The sequence below is a fragment of the Anaerobium acetethylicum genome (genome assembly GCF_900096945.1).
GTDB classification, from domain to species: domain Bacteria; phylum Bacillota; class Clostridia; order Lachnospirales; family Lachnospiraceae; genus Anaerobium; species Anaerobium acetethylicum.
In genome coordinates this window covers 42,994-60,757 of record NZ_FMKA01000021.1, presented here as the reverse complement: position 1 = coordinate 60,757, position 17,764 = coordinate 42,994, and the positions used below count along the sequence as shown (strand labels likewise).

The following is a 17,764-nucleotide window of genomic DNA, read 5'->3' as shown; positions in this document are numbered from 1 at the left end:
TAAGCGGCAGGAATTAATCAGGTATTAAGAGGAAGAACAGAAAATAATTCGACGTGAAAGAGCGGGAGTAAGAGATTATATTTCGCAAGTCTACATAAAGCCCTTTCTGACGGGCATATTCGGCAAGCTCAATTTCGTTCATGCTTGCAGTTTCAACGACAATGAGGAACTTATCCTGTGTACTCCATTTATCTGAGAGAGTGTTATTTCCTGGTGCTGCAATACCATTCGCTCTGGCATTATCTCTCCAGTTGCGAAGTGTCTGCTCAGAAATTCCTTCCTCTTTGGATATTTTACTGATAGCTTCATTGCTCGGAGGAAGCATTCTCCGGATAATTGAATCTTTTAATTCTTTACTATATTGCATAGCAGTCAGCTCCTTCCTTGTGGTACTTCTAATACTACCACAAATGATTATTTCATTCACTGACAACTATGCTAACACACAGGGGATTCGGCACATGATGATATGTATACGTTGATGTTACGATCGGAACGGATCATATTTTCTCATGATACAGCTTTATTTTTAAATGGATTGTCTGAAAGAACGCCTTTCATTCATTCCATTACAATTCCAAGTAATACGGGATTACCTGGTTCATTGAAAGATGAGTGCATTTGCTATTATATTAAGCCGGAACTTCATAAAATAGGTATGGTTGAAAAAAATACGACTTTTGGAAACACAGTACGATGTTATAATGCAGAAAGAACAATATGTGATTTACTCCGTAGTCGAAATCGATGTGATGAAGAAACAGTAATCAGCGCAATAAAAAATTATGCTGTTTATCAAGATAAAAATTTGAATCTCCTAGCTGAATATGCACAGATATTTAGAGTCACTAAGGAGTTAAAACGATATATGGAGGTGCTGTTATGACTTCGAAAGCAATGAGTCTGAAAGGGAAAATTAAAAATTATGCAAAAAGAAATAACATAGCAGCTCAGGTTGTACTTCAAAACTATATGTTTGAACGTTTTCTAACCAGATTGTCCCTGTCTGATTTCAATGAGAAATTTGTGGTCAAAGGTGGTATGTTAATTGCGGCAATTGTTGGGCTGGATACCAGGGCTACCATGGATTTGGATACAACCCTTAGAAATCTTCCGCTAACACAAGAAAATATTATCGAAGCAGTAACGGAAATCTGCCAGATATCGTTGAATGACGATGTGATTTTTGAGGTCAAATCAATTTCATCAATTCGTAAAGATGATAGATATGGGGGATTTTGTGTGCGATTGGATGCGATATATGATTCGATTGTAACTCCGTTGTCGATTGATGTGTCTACGGGTGATATCATCACCCCATCCCCTGTACGTTATGAAGTAGGAGGAATTTTTGATGAAGACATCAGAATTCAGATATGGGGGTATAATATCGAAACCGTACTGGCAGAGAAGGTTGAAACAATTCTAAGTCGAAGCATATTTAATACCAGACTAAGAGATTTTTATGATGTCTATATACTTGGAACAACACAGAAGTACGATAAAAATGTGCTTTATAATGCACTAAAGGCAACAGCGCAGCATCGAGGAAGTTTAGAAAAAATAGCGGATACAGAACCTATTATGAAAGTGTTATTAAAGTATTAGAACACTTGCTGGACTGGGAAGAAAAACACGGCAGGGAATAATAGAGAGATATGGAGGTTTATAGATAGCAAACGCTTTGATGTGACTTCACGTCATTGTGTATCTAGGAAAGTTAGAGAACCCTTGCAGTTAGGAAAATGATTCCTTTCAGCAGGGCTTTTTGTTTGTGCAATGTGAGTTGGTACCTGCCACCATGAAGTCTCAGGCTCATCATTCTTTTGTTGATGTTATTCATGTTGAATCTGCGGAGGAACAGTATCTGAACTTGTTGTTTATAAAAGAAGATAAAATTTTGGCTTGAATTGTAAATGTTTATCAACTCTACAAAGCGTAGAATCTCCTATAAATCACCATATTCTACGTTACGTGGGTGTAAGTTTTTTTTTCATCAGGCTTAATGAATGCAGAAGGGGGAAGTTATGGATCAGATTAAAATTGGAAAATTTATTGCTGAAGAACGTAAGCGGAAAAGCTATACCCAGAAACAATTAGCAGAAATTTTGGGAATCAGTGATAAAACAATATCTAAATGGGAATGCGGAAATGGATTTCCGGAGATTTCGTTATTAATGCCTCTATGCAAAGAATTGGGTATGAGTGTAAACGAATTACTCTCTGGAGAGCGATTGTCGGAATATGATTACAAGAAGAAAGCGGAGGAAAATATGGTGAACTTTATTCGGGAAAAAGAAGACAACAAGAAAAAGATGCAGTTAACAGTTGTAACAGGCGTTATATCAACAGTTGCATTCTTTACATTGATTATAGTGGTTTCTGTGTATACAGATGTAATAAGTCTGCCTGCTAAGGTATTGTTGATTGTGATTGCCTGTGCAGTTTTTGTGGTGGGACTCTATGTTGCTATGCAGGGAGAGCGAACTATTGGATACTATAAGTGTAAACATTGCGGAGAGTATTTTATTCCTACGTTTACAGCGTATATAAAGGGTATTCATGTCTTCAAAACCAGAAGGTTGGAATGTCCAGGTTGTGGAAAATCAGGTTGGTGTAAAAAGGTTATGGCCAAGGAAAAAATAATTGAATTATAAGAGGAGTTCTTTTGGTGAAAGCTGAAAGTGCTCCTATTTTTTACGCTATATTCAAGTTCAAAAAAATTTCTGCTTTTATGGAAGAAGATAAATTGCTGGCACATAACCACGCATTGCGAAAATGTTGAATATATGTTATATTTATCAAAAAGCGATGCAAGGGAGCTATTTATTATGGAGATACCAAAGTTAATTAAAGATTTGAGAAAAGGCAGTGGAATGAATCGTAAAGAATTTTCCGAGCATACAGGAATTCCGGTTAGAACATTGGAAGATTGGGAAGCTGGCAGACGAACTCCTCCTGAATATATTCCAAGGCTGATTGCATTTCAGCTCAAATATGAGGAATTGATAAAGGAAAAAGGAGATACAGATGGCAAAAATAATTAAGGATACTATTCATGCGAATGGAATTGATATTGGCATTTATACATCAGATTTTGAGAATGAGTTTATTTCCCTCACAGATATTGCGAAATATAAAAGTGATGCACCTAACGATGTTATTAAAAATTGGATGAGAAACAGGGATACTATAGTTTTTCTGGGATTATGGGAGAGTTTGCATAATCTAGATTTTAAACCCGTCGAATTCGACGGGTTTAAAAATGAAGCCGGTTCAAATGCATTTACAATGTCACCAACAAGATGGATAGAAAGTGTAAACGCAATTGGGATTGTCAGTAAATCAGGTCGTTATGGTGGAACTTTTGCCCATTCTGATATTGCCTTCGAGTTTGCATCCTGGGTTTCTCCAGAGTTTAAGTTGTATATCATTAAGGACTATAAACGTCTTAAGACGGAGGAAAATAGTCGATTATCTTTAAATTGGAATCTTAACAGAGAAATTTCAAAGCTGAACTATAAAATTCACACAGATGCAATTAAGGATAATCTTATTCCACTAGAATTAACACCGCTTCAAGTGTCTTATACTTATGCGAGTGAAGCAGATATGCTTAATGTAGTGTTATTTGGTAAGACTGCCAAACAATGGAGAGATGAAAATTCTGACAAAAAGGGAAACATACGTGACCAGGCAACAATTTATCAGTTGCTTGTATTGTCAAATATGGAAAGCTATAATGCTATTTTGATCAAACAAGGAAAGACGCAGGCTGAACGCATGCAACTATTACATGAATTGGCTGTTCAACAGATGACGACATTAAATGCATTGGATTTGAAGAATATTCCGGGTATTAAATAAAAAGAATAGCCAATTATTAGAATACAGCCCGGTATGGCTATTGCATTCACGCAGGATTCACAACCTTCGCCCTCAATCTTGAGGGCCTTTTTCGTGGAAAGACAATGGCGCTGATGCTCTTTTGAAAAACAAGTTGACATGTCAACAAATCAGGGCTTATACTAATCTTGTTGACATGTCAACGAAAAGGAGGCAACAAATTGAGTGAAATTATGAATTTTTTAAAACTGAACGCTAAAATATTCCGGAACGCACAGGTTTATCTGGACAGAATATTGAAAAAATATGAACTGAGCAGCGGAACCTTCCGGTATCTGTTCATCCTTGAGATGAATGAAGGAATCAGCCAGAACAAGCTGAGCCGCGCTGTCGGCAATGACAAGGCGATGTCGTCCAGAACGGTTATGAAATTGATGGAATCAGGATATATCCGCAAAGAGGAAGATAAGAAGGATGCAAGGGGCTGCAACCTGTACCTGACTGACAAGGCGAGGGAGATTATTCCGAAGCTTCATGAGGAACTCGAAGCTTTTGAAAACCTGATCACCATCGATCTGACGGAAAGCGAAAAATCAATCGTCGTGAATTCCCTGTTTAAGGTTTTTCAGAATACCCAGAAGGCAATCGAGAAAGGAGGGGTGGAAATTGGAGAATAACAACAGAAAAGGAAGCAATAAATGGTTGGTTCTGGTCATTGTACTGATGTCATCATTTATGGCATCCCTCGATGGAAGCATTGTAAATGTGGCACTTCCGGTCATGGCTGACAGCCTGCATGTAACGACGGCAGGCATTCAGCTTGTGGCGACGAGCTACCTGATCACGATTGTCGGAGTCATACTGATATTTGGAAAACTGGGAGATACGCTTGGAAAGACGAGAATGTTCAGCATCGGTCTGGGCCTGTTCACTTTGGGTTCCCTTCTCTGTGGGATCACAGACTCGTTTACAGTGCTGATTCTTGCAAGGATTGTCCAGGCAATCGGAGCTGCAGGAACCATGGCAAACAGCCAGGGAATCATTACGGAAACTTTTCATCCGAGTGAAAGGGGCAAGGCTCTGGGGCTTGTGGGAACTTCTGTTGCCCTGGGATCCCTTGCAGGACCGGGGCTTGGCGGAATCATCATAGGAGGAGTCAGCTGGAAATACATTTTCCTTATTAACGTGCCGATCGGATTGCTGTCCCTGCTTGCGGCAGTCAGACTGCTTCCAAAGAGCCAGAAAAAGGCAGAGGAAAAGCTTGATGTGGTAGGAGCGTTACTGTTCATGCTGTCGGTCATCCCTTTATTCACAGCTTTGAATGAGGGGGTAACGGCAGGATTTACAGAGCCTCTGATTCTGACGGGATTCGCCGTGTCTGCAGTGGCTTTCATCCTGTTCCTTTCAGTAGAGAAGAAAAAGGAAAATCCGCTGCTGCAGCTGCAGATCTTTGAGAACAGGCTGTTTTCCCTAAGCATCCTATGCGGATTCATCAGCTTCGTGGCAATCTTCTGCAGCAACATGGTCCTGTCTTTCTATCTGCAGAAAGTAATGGGGTATACACCGCAGAACAGCGGGTTTATACTGATGGTATATCCGGTTGTCCTGATGGCGGTTGCTCCCCTGAGCGGCCATTTGTCAGACAAGACAGGGGCTGAGCGGCTGACCTTCATCGGCCTTGTCCTTGCAGGCGTGGGACTCTTTATGATGAGCTTCCTGAATGAGCAGTCGGCCCCTGCTGTCATGGTCCTGTTCATTGCGATCATGTCCCTGGGAATGGGGATTTTCCAGTCCCCTAACAATTCCCTTGTGATGTCCACTGTGTCAAAGGATAAGCTGGGAATTGCAGGAAGCATCAACGCTCTTGTAAGGAACCTGGGGATGACTTGCGGAATCGCCCTGTCCACCACTCTTTTGTATGGCACCATGAGCAGGAAAATTGGCCACAGGGTTACAGACTTTACAGCAGACAGCAGCGACGCTTTTTTATATGGGATGAAAACCGTGTATGTCACCGCAGGGCTGATCAGTCTCTTCGGTGCGGGGATTACGTTTGCGCGAATGGTAAATGGAAGACAGAAGGAAGCGGAACAGACGACCGAATAATGAAAAGCGGCTGTAACTGTTGATCTATTCAGTACAGGAAAAAAGCGATGAATGAATTTAACCTTATCAAGCAGCACAAGCGGATTGGAATATCCGATTTGAGAGAAAGTGAGGCAGGATATCATGAAAATCACATATATAGGTCATAGCGGGTTCCTGGTAGAATGGGAAACCTGCTACTGGCTGTTTGATTATTACAAAGGCGAAATACCGGAAATGGACCCGGAGAAAAAGTTGTTCGTTTTTGCCAGCCATAGCCACCACGACCATTTCAATCCTGAAATCTTCAAATTGGCGGACAGATATCCGGATGTGGAATATGTCCTCTCATCCGATATCAGGATGACGGAACGGGAATGCAGGAAGTTTGGAATTGCGGATGCGATATTAGAAAAGACAGTATCAGTCAAGCCGTCCATGGAATATGCACTGCAGGATAAGGATGGTGGCTGCATCGCACTGGAAACCCTCAGATCCACAGATGCAGGAGTCGCGTTCCTGCTCCGGTACAAGGGAAAGACAATCTATCATGCCGGCGACCTGAACCTGTGGGTGTGGAGGGGCGAGACGAAGCAGTACAACAACCATATGACAACCATGTTCGAGCAGGAAATGGAGCATCTGAAGGACGTGCAGATTGACGTGGCATTCGCACCGCTGGACCCGCGGCAGGAGGACTGGTATTATATGGGGCTTGAAAAGCTCATGGAAACCGCCAGGATCAAATATGTGTTTCCTATGCATTTCTGGGAAAATCCAGCCATTATCCAGCAGTTTAAACAGGAGCGAATGGTAAAGGATAGTGATACGGCAGTTATGGACATCTTCCGGGACGGACAGGATTGGGAAATTGATGTTTAGAAAGAATGACAGAGGAAAGCGATAACCATGCAAAACCAGAAAAAAAGAAAACTGAGAATTCGTTACGCCCTCGCATTTGTGATGCTGCTGGGGATAGAAGTACTCATTGCCCTGTTCGTACATGATGCATTCATCAGACCCTATGTAGGAGACGTGCTTGTTGTGGCTGTCTTATATGCGGCTGTCAGAATCGTGATTCCGGACAGGTGCAGGCTTTTACCCCTATATATTTTTCTGTTCGCAGCTATGGTGGAGTGCCTGCAGTATTTTGAGCTGGTGCGGCTTCTTGGAGTCGCAGACAATGCGTTTCTGCGGGTACTGATCGGTTCAGTATTTGATTGGAAAGATGTTTTGTGTTACGGTGCAGGCTGTATTCTGCTTGGCATCTACGAATGGAAACGGAAATGAGTGTGTTTCTAATAAGCCGTAAGGCTGTTATAGAGTGACTGGCGGTAATTATTTAGAACCCTGGTTATGCAAGGTGTTTTTATGCTAATTTGCATAAAACCCGAGTTCAGCATGCGCCAAATTGCTGGTTTTGCAATTTGTGTGCATCATATGTGACTATGAATGACATAGTCCTGAATAGTTACGACTGGTGAACCCATTGCGGTTTGCCAGTTTTTTTGATATATAGGAAAATCCTTGAATTTCCCATATGTTAAAACTGCTCCGCGAGGAGGCGCATGACGCGCAAGAAGAATATATCGCAGAAGCGACTGCGCATCAGCGTGAGAGTTTTGCAAGCAAAACTCTTTGTTATGTCATCTGCTTAGTGTGTCAAAAGCCCTCTTGAAATGTCCGGCTTCGTCAATTTGCACATCCGCCATCTGTCGCACAGTGATGCAAAACATGATTCAATGAGCAGCTTTATGAAGACGTTGGTACTTGGGCCGCGTACTTTGCGGCCTTACGTACCACTACGTCTTCATCGAAGCGAGAGCGCGCTTCGAATGAACATGTTTTGTATCACGTCCTCATTCGAAACCCCGTGCGAATTGACGAATTCCATCGCACAGTGATGCAAAACATGATTCAATGAGCAGCTTTATGAAGACGTTGGTACTTGGGCCGCGTATTTTGCGGCCTTACGTACCACTACGTCTTCATTTAAGCGAGAGCGCGCTGCGAATGAACATGTTTTGTATCACGTCCTCATTCGAAACCCCGTGCGAATTGACGAATTCCATCGCACAGTGATGCAAAACATGATTCAATGAGCAGCTTTATGAAGACGTTGGTACTTGGGCCGCGTATTTTGCGGCCTTACGTACCACTACGTCTTCATTTAAGCGAGAGCGCGCTGCGAATGAACATGTTTTGTATCACGTCCTCATTCGAAACCCCGTGCGAATTGACGAATTCCATCGCACAGTGATGCAAAACATGATTCAATGAGCAGCTTTATGAAGACGTTGGTACTTAGGCCGCGTACTTTGCGGCCTTACGTACCACTACGTCTTCATCTAAGCGAGAGCGCGCTGCGAATGAACATGTTTTACATCACGTCCTCATTCGAAAACCCGTGCAAATTGTCATAACACCCCCTGCAGAACAAAAAACCACCCATATTTTTTGTTCTGTTTCGGCTGAAAAAGAGGGAAAGCATAAAATAGCCCTATTATTGAAGCGATAAAGAGATAAAACATCCCTCGATAGAATGCGGAATCCGGCATAAGATATAGGTAACGATTCAGAGCAGCTGCCCTGTCGGTCAGAGACAGGCGGAATAATAAGAGAAGAGGAAAAATAAATGAGTAAAAAAGTATTAGGTTTATCTTTTGGAAGAAAATTCGGCAATACCGAAGTTATGGTAAAAACAGCGTTAATGGAGTGCGAAAAGGCGGGAGATGAAGTGCAGTTTATCCGCGTGGATGATCTGGACATTAAGATCTGTACCGGGTGCATATCCTGCGTAGTCGGCATGGTATCGGGAAGGGGAAAAGGCGGATGTCCGATTAAGGACGATTTTCATATCATAGATGAAGCGCTTATGGAGTGTGATGCTGTTATCGTAGGCTCGCCAACATATGTGCTTTCCCCGACAGGCAGATTCAAAACGGTATGCGACCGCATTGGGCCTTCCCATGACATTACATTCAGAAAAGCAGCTTTCCAGGAAGGAATTGCGAAAAACATGCCGCTTGATAAGCTGCCGGATGAGCGCACATTCAAGCCACGCGTCGGCGCCCTTGTTTCGGTTGGCGGCGCAATGACTCAGAACTGGCTTTCCTTTATGCTTCCGACCATGTATGAATTCACAATGTCTATGGGGATCGACGTCATAGACTTCCACGAATATTTTGGTGCAATGGCCCATGAGCATGTACTGGGCAATGAAAAAGAGATGGAGCGCATGAAGCAGCTGGGACAGAATATCGCAGCAGCCCTGGCATCCCAAAGTGACGCGGAGCGTACAAAATGGCGCGGAGAGCAGGATGGAGTCTGCCCTGTCTGCCACTGTAACATGCTGACAGTGTCGCAGGACAGGACATTTGTGGAATGCCCGGTCTGCGGAATCCGCGGCGAACTGTCCATAACGGATGGAAAGATTGACGCTGCATTCAGCGAAGAAGAGCAGAACCGTTCCAGACTGCGCTGGGAAGGCAAATTGGAGCATTCCACAGAAATCAAGACATGTGCAGTCGGACCAGGCCAGATCAAAGATCTGAAAGAACTGCTGGCACCATATAAGGAATATCTGAAATAAGGCAGTTGTGACTGTGAAGGGCATAGTCCTGTATCAGTGCTTGCCAGAATATGACGAGTGCACTGACACTTTGGCATCAATGTGTCAGCACACTAGAATATGGAATGGAGATCATGATGAAAAAATATGGATTTGGTGTAGATATAGGTGGAACCACATGCAAAATAGGGTTGTTTGAGACGACAGGGAAGCTTGTTGAAAAATGGGAAATAAAAACGAATACAGAAAACAACGGAAGTTCAATTCTGGATGATATCGCTGATGCGGTTCAGAATAAGTTATCTGAAAAGCAGATCAGCATGGATGATGTGCAGGGCGTGGGACTTGGCGTCCCCGGACCGGTAATGGGGGACGGGACGGTATCTAAGTGCGTAAACCTTGGCTGGGACGTATTCAATGTGGAAAAGGCCATGGCAGAAAAAACCGGTCTGCCCGTAAAAGCTGGGAATGATGCCAATGTGGCTGCCCTTGGCGAAATGTGGCAGGGTGGCGGAAAAGGCTATCAGAATGTTGTAATGGTAACGCTTGGGACAGGTGTCGGCGGTGGCATTATCATAGATGGTAAAATTGTTTCGGGTTCTCATGGAGCAGGTGGCGAAATAGGCCATATCAAAATGAAAAATGACGAAACGGACTCATGCGGATGCGGAAAAAAAGGATGCCTGGAGCAATATGCATCGGCGACAGGAATTGTCCGCATGGCAAAACAGAAACTGACATCTGATACGACGGCAACCCGGTTAAGAGATATAGAAGAGCTGACTGCAAAAGATATTTTTGATGCTGCAAAAGCCGGAGATGCAGTTGCAGCGGAATTAGTCGATACCTTGGGAGAAATGCTTGGGATAGCCCTTGCCAACATATCCTGCATTGCAGACCCGCAGATCGTTGTAATCGGAGGCGGTGTATCCATGGCAGGTCAGATTCTGTTGGATGCGGTCCGTAAACATTATGTGGAGAGAGCATTTCATGCATGTGAAGATACAAAGTTTGAGGTGGCGTCTCTTGGAAATGATGCGGGCATGTACGGGTGTGCGCAGCTGTTATTAACAGTATAAGGATAATCATATACAACACCGGAAAGGGGTTATAAAAATGAGTGATATTAAGAGAGCAGTCAGTATGTACAGCTTGCAGGATCAGTACGCCAGAAAAAAAATGACTTTAAGTGATATATTTGAATATTTAAATGATCTGGACGCTGGTTTGGAGTTCATAAGCGATCAGATGCTGAAAGGAACACCGGAACCCTCAGAAGAAAGCCTGGCTGAATGGGACAGGCTTGTAGAACAGTATAAGCCGGATCTGGTATGTAACGATATTTTTATCAATACCTGTTTATATAAAAACCGCACGCTGACAAAAAAAGAATCAGTTGATCTGCTGATCAAGGAAATAAAATTAGCGCACCGACTGGGATTTAAAATGGTAAGGCTGGTATCGAATACACCGGCCAATATCATTGAACCGGCACTTCCGTATGCAGAAAAATACGATGTCGTGCTGACCTTGGAGATACATGCAGGCATGAGTTTTGACAGTCCTCTCACAATGGAATTTATCGAAGTGATGAAAAAGCTGAACTCGCCATATGTAGGATTAACAGTCGATACGGGCATTTTTTGCAGACGGCATCCAAGGGTATCCACAAATTATTTCAGAGATCTCGGAACAAATGAAGAAGTGATCAGCTATATCGATCATATTTTTGCAAGCGGAACAGATCCAAAGCAGTTTTTTGCAGGGGTTCGTTCCGAAGGAAAGCAATTTCCAGAGGAATTGAGCCTATTCTTGAAAACACAGAATGATTTTGAATATGCACTATTTGCAGACGGATATGAGATGAGTCCGTTTACCATACTTGATGAGTATATGCCGTATGTGAAACATATTCATGGCAAGATCTATGAAATGACAGAGGAAGGCGTTGAATATTCCATTCCATTTGACGAATTGATCAAGTATCTGCATAAGGCAGGTTACAATGGCTATATTGCTACAGAGTATGAAGGCAACCGGTTTACGCTTCCCGATATGCCGATACTGGACAAGGAAAATGTAACCGCGCATCAGAAAATGCTGAAAAAATATATTGATGAGTTATAAGGAAGGAGACGGCATATGTTTGATAATTATGTTTTTACTGAAGGAACGTGTAAAAATGTTGAAGACAAGGGGCAGATTACTGGATTCAGTTTACAGTCACTGATTACCTATTATCGCGGAATACCATGCTCCATGATTCATGATATAAAGGTGATGGTAGATGGACAGGAAATACCCAGAGAAAAAATACGGTTCAGCCCGGACGGGACAGATTACTTTACATTGGATGAACTGACAACGGTTACCACGTATAAATGGGAGTATGGCGAGCAGGGGACGATTTTTGTTGAACAGGCAGGAGGCCTTTCTGGCGGGGAACATGACGTCACTCTTTCAATCGCTGTGCGTGTGGCATATATTCCGGTTCCGTTTGGAGGAACAAAAACAAGACAGGTTATGATTACACAATAATGATATATGGAAAAGGTTGCAGGTGCTGTTATGTATAAGGTTTTGATTGCAGATGATGAAAAAAACGTATGCATGCTGATAAAGAAATTAATTGATTGGGAATCAATGGGCTTAGAAGTGATCGATATCGTCCATAATGCCGTTGCGGCCTATGAATGTATCAGGACCAGGAAGCCGGATATTGTGATCAGCGATATCCGTATGCCGGGATATGACGGACTTGAATTGATCAGGAAGTCCATCGAACTGGGCAATCCAATGGATTTCATCATTATCAGCGGTTATAAATATTTTGAGTATGCCCACAAAGCATTGGGAATGGGTATTGAACATTATTTATTGAAACCGATCAACCAGAGGGAATTAGAAGAAGCCCTGCAGAAGATCATTCACAAAAAAAGGACAGAAGAAGAGAAGCAGCAGGCAGAAGAAGAACTGCGTGAAGAAATATATGAAAGCCAGAAAAAGATGAAAAAGCATTTCCTGACCAGCGTAATGTCCCAGCAGAATAGTAATCTGGATCTGATTCAGATGAAGGAAGAGTTTTCAGGTGCCTTCAGCGAAAACTATTTCCAGGCTTTTTTTGTGAAGGTGGATTTCCCGGCAGAGGCAGGCTGTAATTTAGACAGCCTGCTGGTGATTATCGAGGGAATTATCGAAAAGATCCTGGCAGGAATGAAATGTGAATACATTAACAGCAGGATGAAAAGCGGCATTGTTACGGTCTTGAATTTCGATGCCAAGAATAAGGATGCTATACACAATATGTATGAATTTTTAATGCGCCAGCTGATCCGGGAAATGGATAAATTCAATATGTTTTCGGTAACAGTAGGCGTTGGGGGATATGTTGGAACGATCACGGACATCAGGGTATCCATCAATAGTGCTGTGGGCGCAGTAAAATGCAGACTGAAAAAAGGAGTAAACAGGCTCATTTTTGCCGAGGAGCTGAATTATGCAGGCGTTGATATTTCTGCCATTTTAAATGAGAGCGAAAAGAAGAAACTGGAAAATATGGTTGATACGCTAGATAGTTTTGCCTTTCATAATTTCCTTGAGGCGATCATGCAGAGCGTCCGAAAAGTGACATTCTACTCACCGGTAGCAGTCTATGATATGCTGGAGAATATCGGCCATATCATAATTGAGACCTTAAAAAAGAATGAAGCAGAGGAAGAGCAGATTACTCACCTGCAGGAAACGATCGATATTGCATTGGATCGGAATACGGACGAAGAAAATCTGGTCCGGGACTTTGAAAACCAGGTGGTCTCCTGCATGGACCAGTCCATTCAGATGAAAAAATCCAGGAGCCAGCTGCCGGTACGTATGGCAAAGCAGTATATCCAGGAGCATTACAGGGAACAGCTTTCTCTTGAAGATGTGGGGAATGCAATCAACCTGAGTCCCGCATACCTGAGCACCATATTTAAAAAAGAACTGGGAATCAATTTTACGGATTACATCATCTATTGCCGTATGGAAGAAGCAAAGGAACTGCTGAAAAATTCAGAGAAGAGCATTGCGGAAGTTGCTGAACAGGTGGGGTATTCAGACTCCAGGTATTTCAGCAAATTATTTGTCAAGGTGATCGGATTAAAGCCTTCGGTATACCGGAAGTTATATTCTTAAGGCCAGGTGGAGCCAGTATGAAAAAAACAAAAAGATTATTTCGGAAAAGGATTCTGTTCAGTGGATGGATTGTGTTTGGGATGCTTATCCTGTTGATGCTCCTGTTTTTGGCAGGCTCCCTGTTTCAGATCAACAGGGAATTTAACAGAACGTTTTATAATGCCACAATAATAGCAGGTATGATGATGATGGCTGCTTTGTTGTGGTTTTATAAGCATACGATCATCAATCCAATCAGTAAATTAGAGGATGCACTAAAATTATTAGAGGAAGTGAACGATGGAGAAATCCTGAAAATGGACGGGCGGACGGATTACCTGGCTGACAGCCTCTCGGAAGTGCTGAGGAAACTGATCGAGTCCCTGGAACGGGAGCATATGGAAGTGGTGCTGCGTCAGGAGTCGGAATATGCAGAACTGCAAAGTCAGATCAATCCTCATTTTCTGTATAATACACTGGAGACCATCCGGGGACAGGCGGTTATAGACGACAACTATAAAATCGCAGACATGACTGAAGCGCTGGCCAAATATTTTCGTTATAACATTGGAAAAGACAACGACCAGGCTACCGTGGCTGACGAAATAGAAAATATATACAATTATATCCATATCCAGCAGTACCGCTTTGATGACAGGTTCAGATTCAATGTCTATCCCCATGATGATTCCGGGGAATACCTGAACTGTATCATCCCTAAGATGACCTTGCAGCCGATTGTTGAAAATGCGATTTTCCATGGAGTTGAAAGCAAGATCGAACAGGGCCATATCAGCATCCATATTGAAACCACAGAGAATTGCCTGAGCATCACGGTAGCAGATGATGGTGTTGGAATGGATGAGGATGCCTTGCGTAAAATGAATGATAAGCTGAACAATCCGCAGGGGATCATAACCTACAATAAAAAGGATTCCCATAATGGAATTGCCATGGATAATGTCAACAAAAGACTGAAGCTGCTGTTCGGAAAAGAATATGGCATCCGTGTTTCCAGTACGCATATGTTCGGAACAGAGGTTGAAATCAGGATTCCCAAAATCATCAGAGAAGGCAGTTGAGAAAACCTGAATAATTAGCAGTTGAAGGTATAAAAGGGCGGGGAATACGGATGAAAAAAGAAATACTTAGGATGGAAACTGTTTATATCGGTGATGCAGAACCTTATTTGCTGAATAATTTCTGCCTGAGTATGTATGAGGGCGAAATCGTAAATCTGATCGGGCTCTCCGGATCCGGGAAAACGCTGCTGCTGCATTATTTTTACGGGAATGTCCCGATCGATAAGGGCCGTGTGGTCTGGAACGAAAAAGAATTTGGTCCTGGAAAATGCTTTGTCCCGGAGCAAAAACTGATCTGCATCGGACAGGAAAGCTCTCTGGTCAGTAAAATGACGGTTGCTGAAAATATATGTATTCTGTCCAGGAAGAAAAAAGGCAGTTTTTTTATAAAAGGCAATATTTCCTATCGCGCCAAGCTGCTGTTGAGCCAGTATGCGCCGGATATAAGACCTGACATGCTTGTGGAAGAACTGACCCCGTTTCAGCAGCATGTAGTTTCGCTGCTGCGTGCAATTGAAAATGAAGCTGCGCTGGTAGTCATAGATGATATCTTTCAGTCCTATGGATACCAGGAAGTGCTGAAGATAAAAACGCTGCTAACGGAACTGAAAAATCTGAAAATCTCGATTTTGTATGAGAGCCACCGGTCGGATTTCATGCTGAATCTGTCGGATCGGATCGTCGTTATGAGAAAGGGTATGAACGTCAGAACCTTTTATCAGGAAGATTACAACGAAGAGCTGTGTAAACAATTGCTGGTTGGAAATGAACTGCCAAAGGCTTATACCAGGAAGTCGCATATGCAGAAGGAGGAAATTCTCAGGCTGAGTGATTTTTCCTGTGGTGAAACCATGCGGGATGTCGACCTGCATATTAACAAAGGTGAAGTAGTGGGATTGTATGATCAGGAGAACTATGGGAATAAAGAGCTGGTCCTTTCCCTGATAGGAGAATGCGCCATTAATAAAGGGATGATCCAGTATCAGGGAAAACCATATGTCCCTAAAAATCTGGACTTTGCCATTCAGAACAACATCGGCTATCTCCCGCGAAACAGGAACGGTGTCAGTCTGGTGGAATCCATGAGCTTCATGGATAATCTGTTCCTTCCGGTGATGAAAAAGACAAGCAGATTCCATTTCATCAATGAGTACGCTGTCCTGAATTTTTTGTCAAACGAATACATGGAAGAATTGGGAATTACGGAAAAAGACAAAAACCGGAATGTAAGATGCTTTGATTCCTATATCCATAACAGCATTCTGCTGACCAGGTGGCTGCTCTTTCGGCCGTCCCTGATGATCTGCGTGGAACCCTGTGCCAATGCCGACATCCTGATGCAGAATATCATCTATGATTCCCTGGAAAAAATGTCGGAGCAGGGGAGCGGTGTCCTGATTTCCGCTTCGGACCTGAATGAACTGAAGCCCATATGCGACCGGATCTTCACCATACAGCAGGGAAAGCTGATGCTGCTGGACTAGCTGGTAAATCGTAACTATTCAGAACCCGGGTATAGCATGCGACAAATCAAAAGATATTGCACATATTCAAAAGATGGTCACATTGTTTGAGGCTTCACAAGCAGATATAATGAGCCTATCAAACAAATAAGCAAAGGAGAGAGCGTTTATGAAAAAGAAAATGATCAGTGTTCTTCTTGGATTAGCAATGGTTGCAGGGCTGCTTTCAGGATGTGGGGCAAAGGCAGAGGATGCTGCTAAAGAAGAGACTGCAGCAGAAGAAACAGCAAGGGCGGCGGAAGCTGATAAGAGCGACACCCTGGTAGGATTTGCGATTTCCTATACGGGAAATGGCTTTATGCAGCAGTTATCCAATGTTGTAAAAGAAGGATTCGAAAAAGAAGGTTACACCTGTGAAGTGGCTTCTGCTGACGGTGATGCAACGACCCAGATTGAGCAGATTGAAAACTTCGTAACCATGGGCGCCAAATTAGTGGTTGTTATGGGGGTTGATCCAACAGGACTTACCGATGTAGGCAAAAGGGCAATGGAACAGGGTACTGCAATTGTTGCCTTCACCACTAAAATTGAAGGCGGAGAAACGACTTACGTAGGTTCAGCCAGTGAAGCGGAAATCGGAGAGGGCATTGCACAGCTGGGTTCAGACTGGGTAGATAAAACTTTTGCAGATGCAGGCGATGGAGAAATCGAAGCTGTTATTTTCGGATATTCAGGAACACCGGAAGCGGCTGAAAGATCCGAAGCAATCAAGACTGCATTGGCTGACAATGCAAAACTGAAGATCACTTACATGGAACCGGAAAGCAATAGTCTCGATGCGGCGCAGCAGGCTGCTGAGAACTTATTCCAGACAAAACCGGATACAAAACTGATCCTCTGCTATAACTCCGGCATGTCAAACGGCGTAAATGCATACGTGATGTCAGGCGGATCGGCAGTTAAAGACAAGTCTCAGTTTGCAACGTTTGGTTCAGATATCAGCGAAGAAATCATCAATAATATCATGGCTTCCGAAAATAATGAAAGCGTTGTAAGGGGCTGCGTATCTCTTGGCGATTTCGATACGATCTGGGCAGATCTGTATGCACCATGCGCTCTTATTCTGGAAGGAAAAGAAGTAGAACCAGAATATTTAGGTGAGATCCAGCTGGTAACAGCAGAAGCATTCAAAAAATAGACTTAAGAATCCCAGAAGACCAGATTTCAGCAGGCAATCAAGAGGCTGTCATCTGGTCTTTTAATTTTAAATCAAGGGAAATTCCCTTGATTTCTCATGAATTGAAAATGCTCCGCGAGGAAGCGCATGACGCGCAAGAAGAATATGTCGCAGAATCGACTGCGCGTCAGCGCGAGAGTTTCGCAAGAGAAACTCTTTGTTCTAGGATTAGCGTAGTCAATTTGCACATTCGTCAGCTATCACGCAGTGATAAAAAACATGATTCAATGAGCAGCTTTATGAAGACGTTGGCACTTAGGCCGCGTACTTTGCGGCCTTACGTACCACTACGTCTTCATCTAAGCGAGAGCGCGCTGCGAATGAACAT

General features: G+C 43.1%; 17 protein-coding genes. 16 read left to right on the top strand and 1 reads right to left on the bottom strand.

The window, feature by feature from the left end; translation table 11 throughout:
* Positions 1 to 13: 13 nt before the first annotated feature.
* A complete protein-coding gene (locus BJR36_RS14220; protein ID WP_139133559.1) occupies positions 14 to 427 on the bottom strand; it encodes a transposase in 414 nt (137 codons plus the stop codon).
* Between the two features lie 455 nt (positions 428 to 882).
* Here BJR36_RS14220 and BJR36_RS14210 point away from each other — a divergent pair, with 455 nt between their 5' ends.
* From BJR36_RS14210 to BJR36_RS14135, 16 genes are all read left to right on the top strand, one after another.
* The gene (locus tag BJR36_RS14210; RefSeq protein WP_091235529.1) at positions 883 to 1,608 is read left to right on the top strand and encodes a nucleotidyl transferase AbiEii/AbiGii toxin family protein; all 726 of its coding nucleotides are present in this window, start codon (positions 883 to 885) and stop codon (positions 1,606 to 1,608) included.
* A 419-nt stretch (positions 1,609 to 2,027) separates the two neighbouring features.
* On the top strand, positions 2,028 to 2,657 hold the full coding sequence (locus BJR36_RS14205; protein ID WP_091235528.1) for a helix-turn-helix domain-containing protein: 630 nt from the start codon (positions 2,028 to 2,030) through the stop codon (positions 2,655 to 2,657).
* 174 nt (positions 2,658 to 2,831) lie between these two features.
* Complete coding sequence (locus BJR36_RS14200) at positions 2,832 to 3,047, top strand: helix-turn-helix domain-containing protein (protein ID WP_091235526.1); 216 nt, start codon at positions 2,832 to 2,834, stop codon at positions 3,045 to 3,047.
* The gene (locus tag BJR36_RS14195; RefSeq protein ID WP_091235524.1) at positions 3,031 to 3,867 is read left to right on the top strand and encodes a KilA-N domain-containing protein; all 837 of its coding nucleotides are present in this window, start codon (positions 3,031 to 3,033) and stop codon (positions 3,865 to 3,867) included. The genes BJR36_RS14200 and BJR36_RS14195 overlap by 17 nt, the downstream gene beginning before the upstream one ends.
* Positions 3,868 to 4,067: 200 nt before the next feature.
* Complete coding sequence (locus BJR36_RS14190; protein WP_330387939.1) at positions 4,068 to 4,523, top strand: MarR family winged helix-turn-helix transcriptional regulator; 456 nt, start codon at positions 4,068 to 4,070, stop codon at positions 4,521 to 4,523.
* Complete coding sequence (locus tag BJR36_RS14185) at positions 4,513 to 5,952, top strand: MFS transporter (RefSeq protein ID WP_278276591.1); 1,440 nt, start codon at positions 4,513 to 4,515, stop codon at positions 5,950 to 5,952. Before BJR36_RS14190 ends, BJR36_RS14185 begins: the two co-directional genes overlap by 11 nt.
* Before the next feature lie 123 nt (positions 5,953 to 6,075).
* On the top strand, positions 6,076 to 6,813 hold the full coding sequence (locus BJR36_RS14180; RefSeq protein WP_091235522.1) for an MBL fold metallo-hydrolase: 738 nt from the start codon (positions 6,076 to 6,078) through the stop codon (positions 6,811 to 6,813).
* 27 nt (positions 6,814 to 6,840) lie between these two features.
* The gene (locus BJR36_RS14175; protein WP_091235521.1) at positions 6,841 to 7,221 is read left to right on the top strand and encodes a ribosomal maturation YjgA family protein; all 381 of its coding nucleotides are present in this window, start codon (positions 6,841 to 6,843) and stop codon (positions 7,219 to 7,221) included.
* Positions 7,222 to 8,566: 1,345 nt separating this feature from the next.
* On the top strand, positions 8,567 to 9,523 hold the full coding sequence (locus BJR36_RS14170) for a flavodoxin family protein (RefSeq protein WP_091235519.1): 957 nt from the start codon (positions 8,567 to 8,569) through the stop codon (positions 9,521 to 9,523).
* Positions 9,524 to 9,639: 116 nt separating this feature from the next.
* On the top strand, positions 9,640 to 10,581 hold the full coding sequence (locus tag BJR36_RS14165; RefSeq protein ID WP_091235518.1) for an ROK family glucokinase: 942 nt from the start codon (positions 9,640 to 9,642) through the stop codon (positions 10,579 to 10,581).
* 37 nt (positions 10,582 to 10,618) lie between these two features.
* Complete coding sequence (locus BJR36_RS14160; RefSeq protein WP_091235516.1) at positions 10,619 to 11,629, top strand: sugar phosphate isomerase/epimerase family protein; 1,011 nt, start codon at positions 10,619 to 10,621, stop codon at positions 11,627 to 11,629.
* Between the two features lie 15 nt (positions 11,630 to 11,644).
* Complete coding sequence (locus tag BJR36_RS14155; RefSeq protein WP_091235515.1) at positions 11,645 to 12,040, top strand: C-glycoside deglycosidase beta subunit domain-containing protein; 396 nt, start codon at positions 11,645 to 11,647, stop codon at positions 12,038 to 12,040.
* A 6-nt stretch (positions 12,041 to 12,046) separates the two neighbouring features.
* Positions 12,047 to 13,675 carry a response regulator transcription factor gene (locus tag BJR36_RS14150; protein ID WP_091235514.1) on the top strand — a complete coding sequence of 543 codons (1,629 nt, stop codon included), beginning with the start codon at positions 12,047 to 12,049 and terminating at the stop codon, positions 13,673 to 13,675.
* 17 nt (positions 13,676 to 13,692) lie between these two features.
* Positions 13,693 to 14,736 carry a sensor histidine kinase gene (locus BJR36_RS14145; protein ID WP_091235512.1) on the top strand — a complete coding sequence of 348 codons (1,044 nt, stop codon included), beginning with the start codon at positions 13,693 to 13,695 and terminating at the stop codon, positions 14,734 to 14,736.
* Between the two features lie 50 nt (positions 14,737 to 14,786).
* Positions 14,787 to 16,220, top strand: coding sequence for an ATP-binding cassette domain-containing protein (locus BJR36_RS14140; protein ID WP_091235510.1), 1,434 nt, complete (start codon positions 14,787 to 14,789; stop codon positions 16,218 to 16,220).
* Positions 16,221 to 16,368: 148 nt separating this feature from the next.
* A complete protein-coding gene (locus tag BJR36_RS14135; protein ID WP_091235509.1) occupies positions 16,369 to 17,397 on the top strand; it encodes a sugar ABC transporter substrate-binding protein in 1,029 nt (342 codons plus the stop codon).
* Positions 17,398 to 17,764 lie beyond the last annotated feature (367 nt).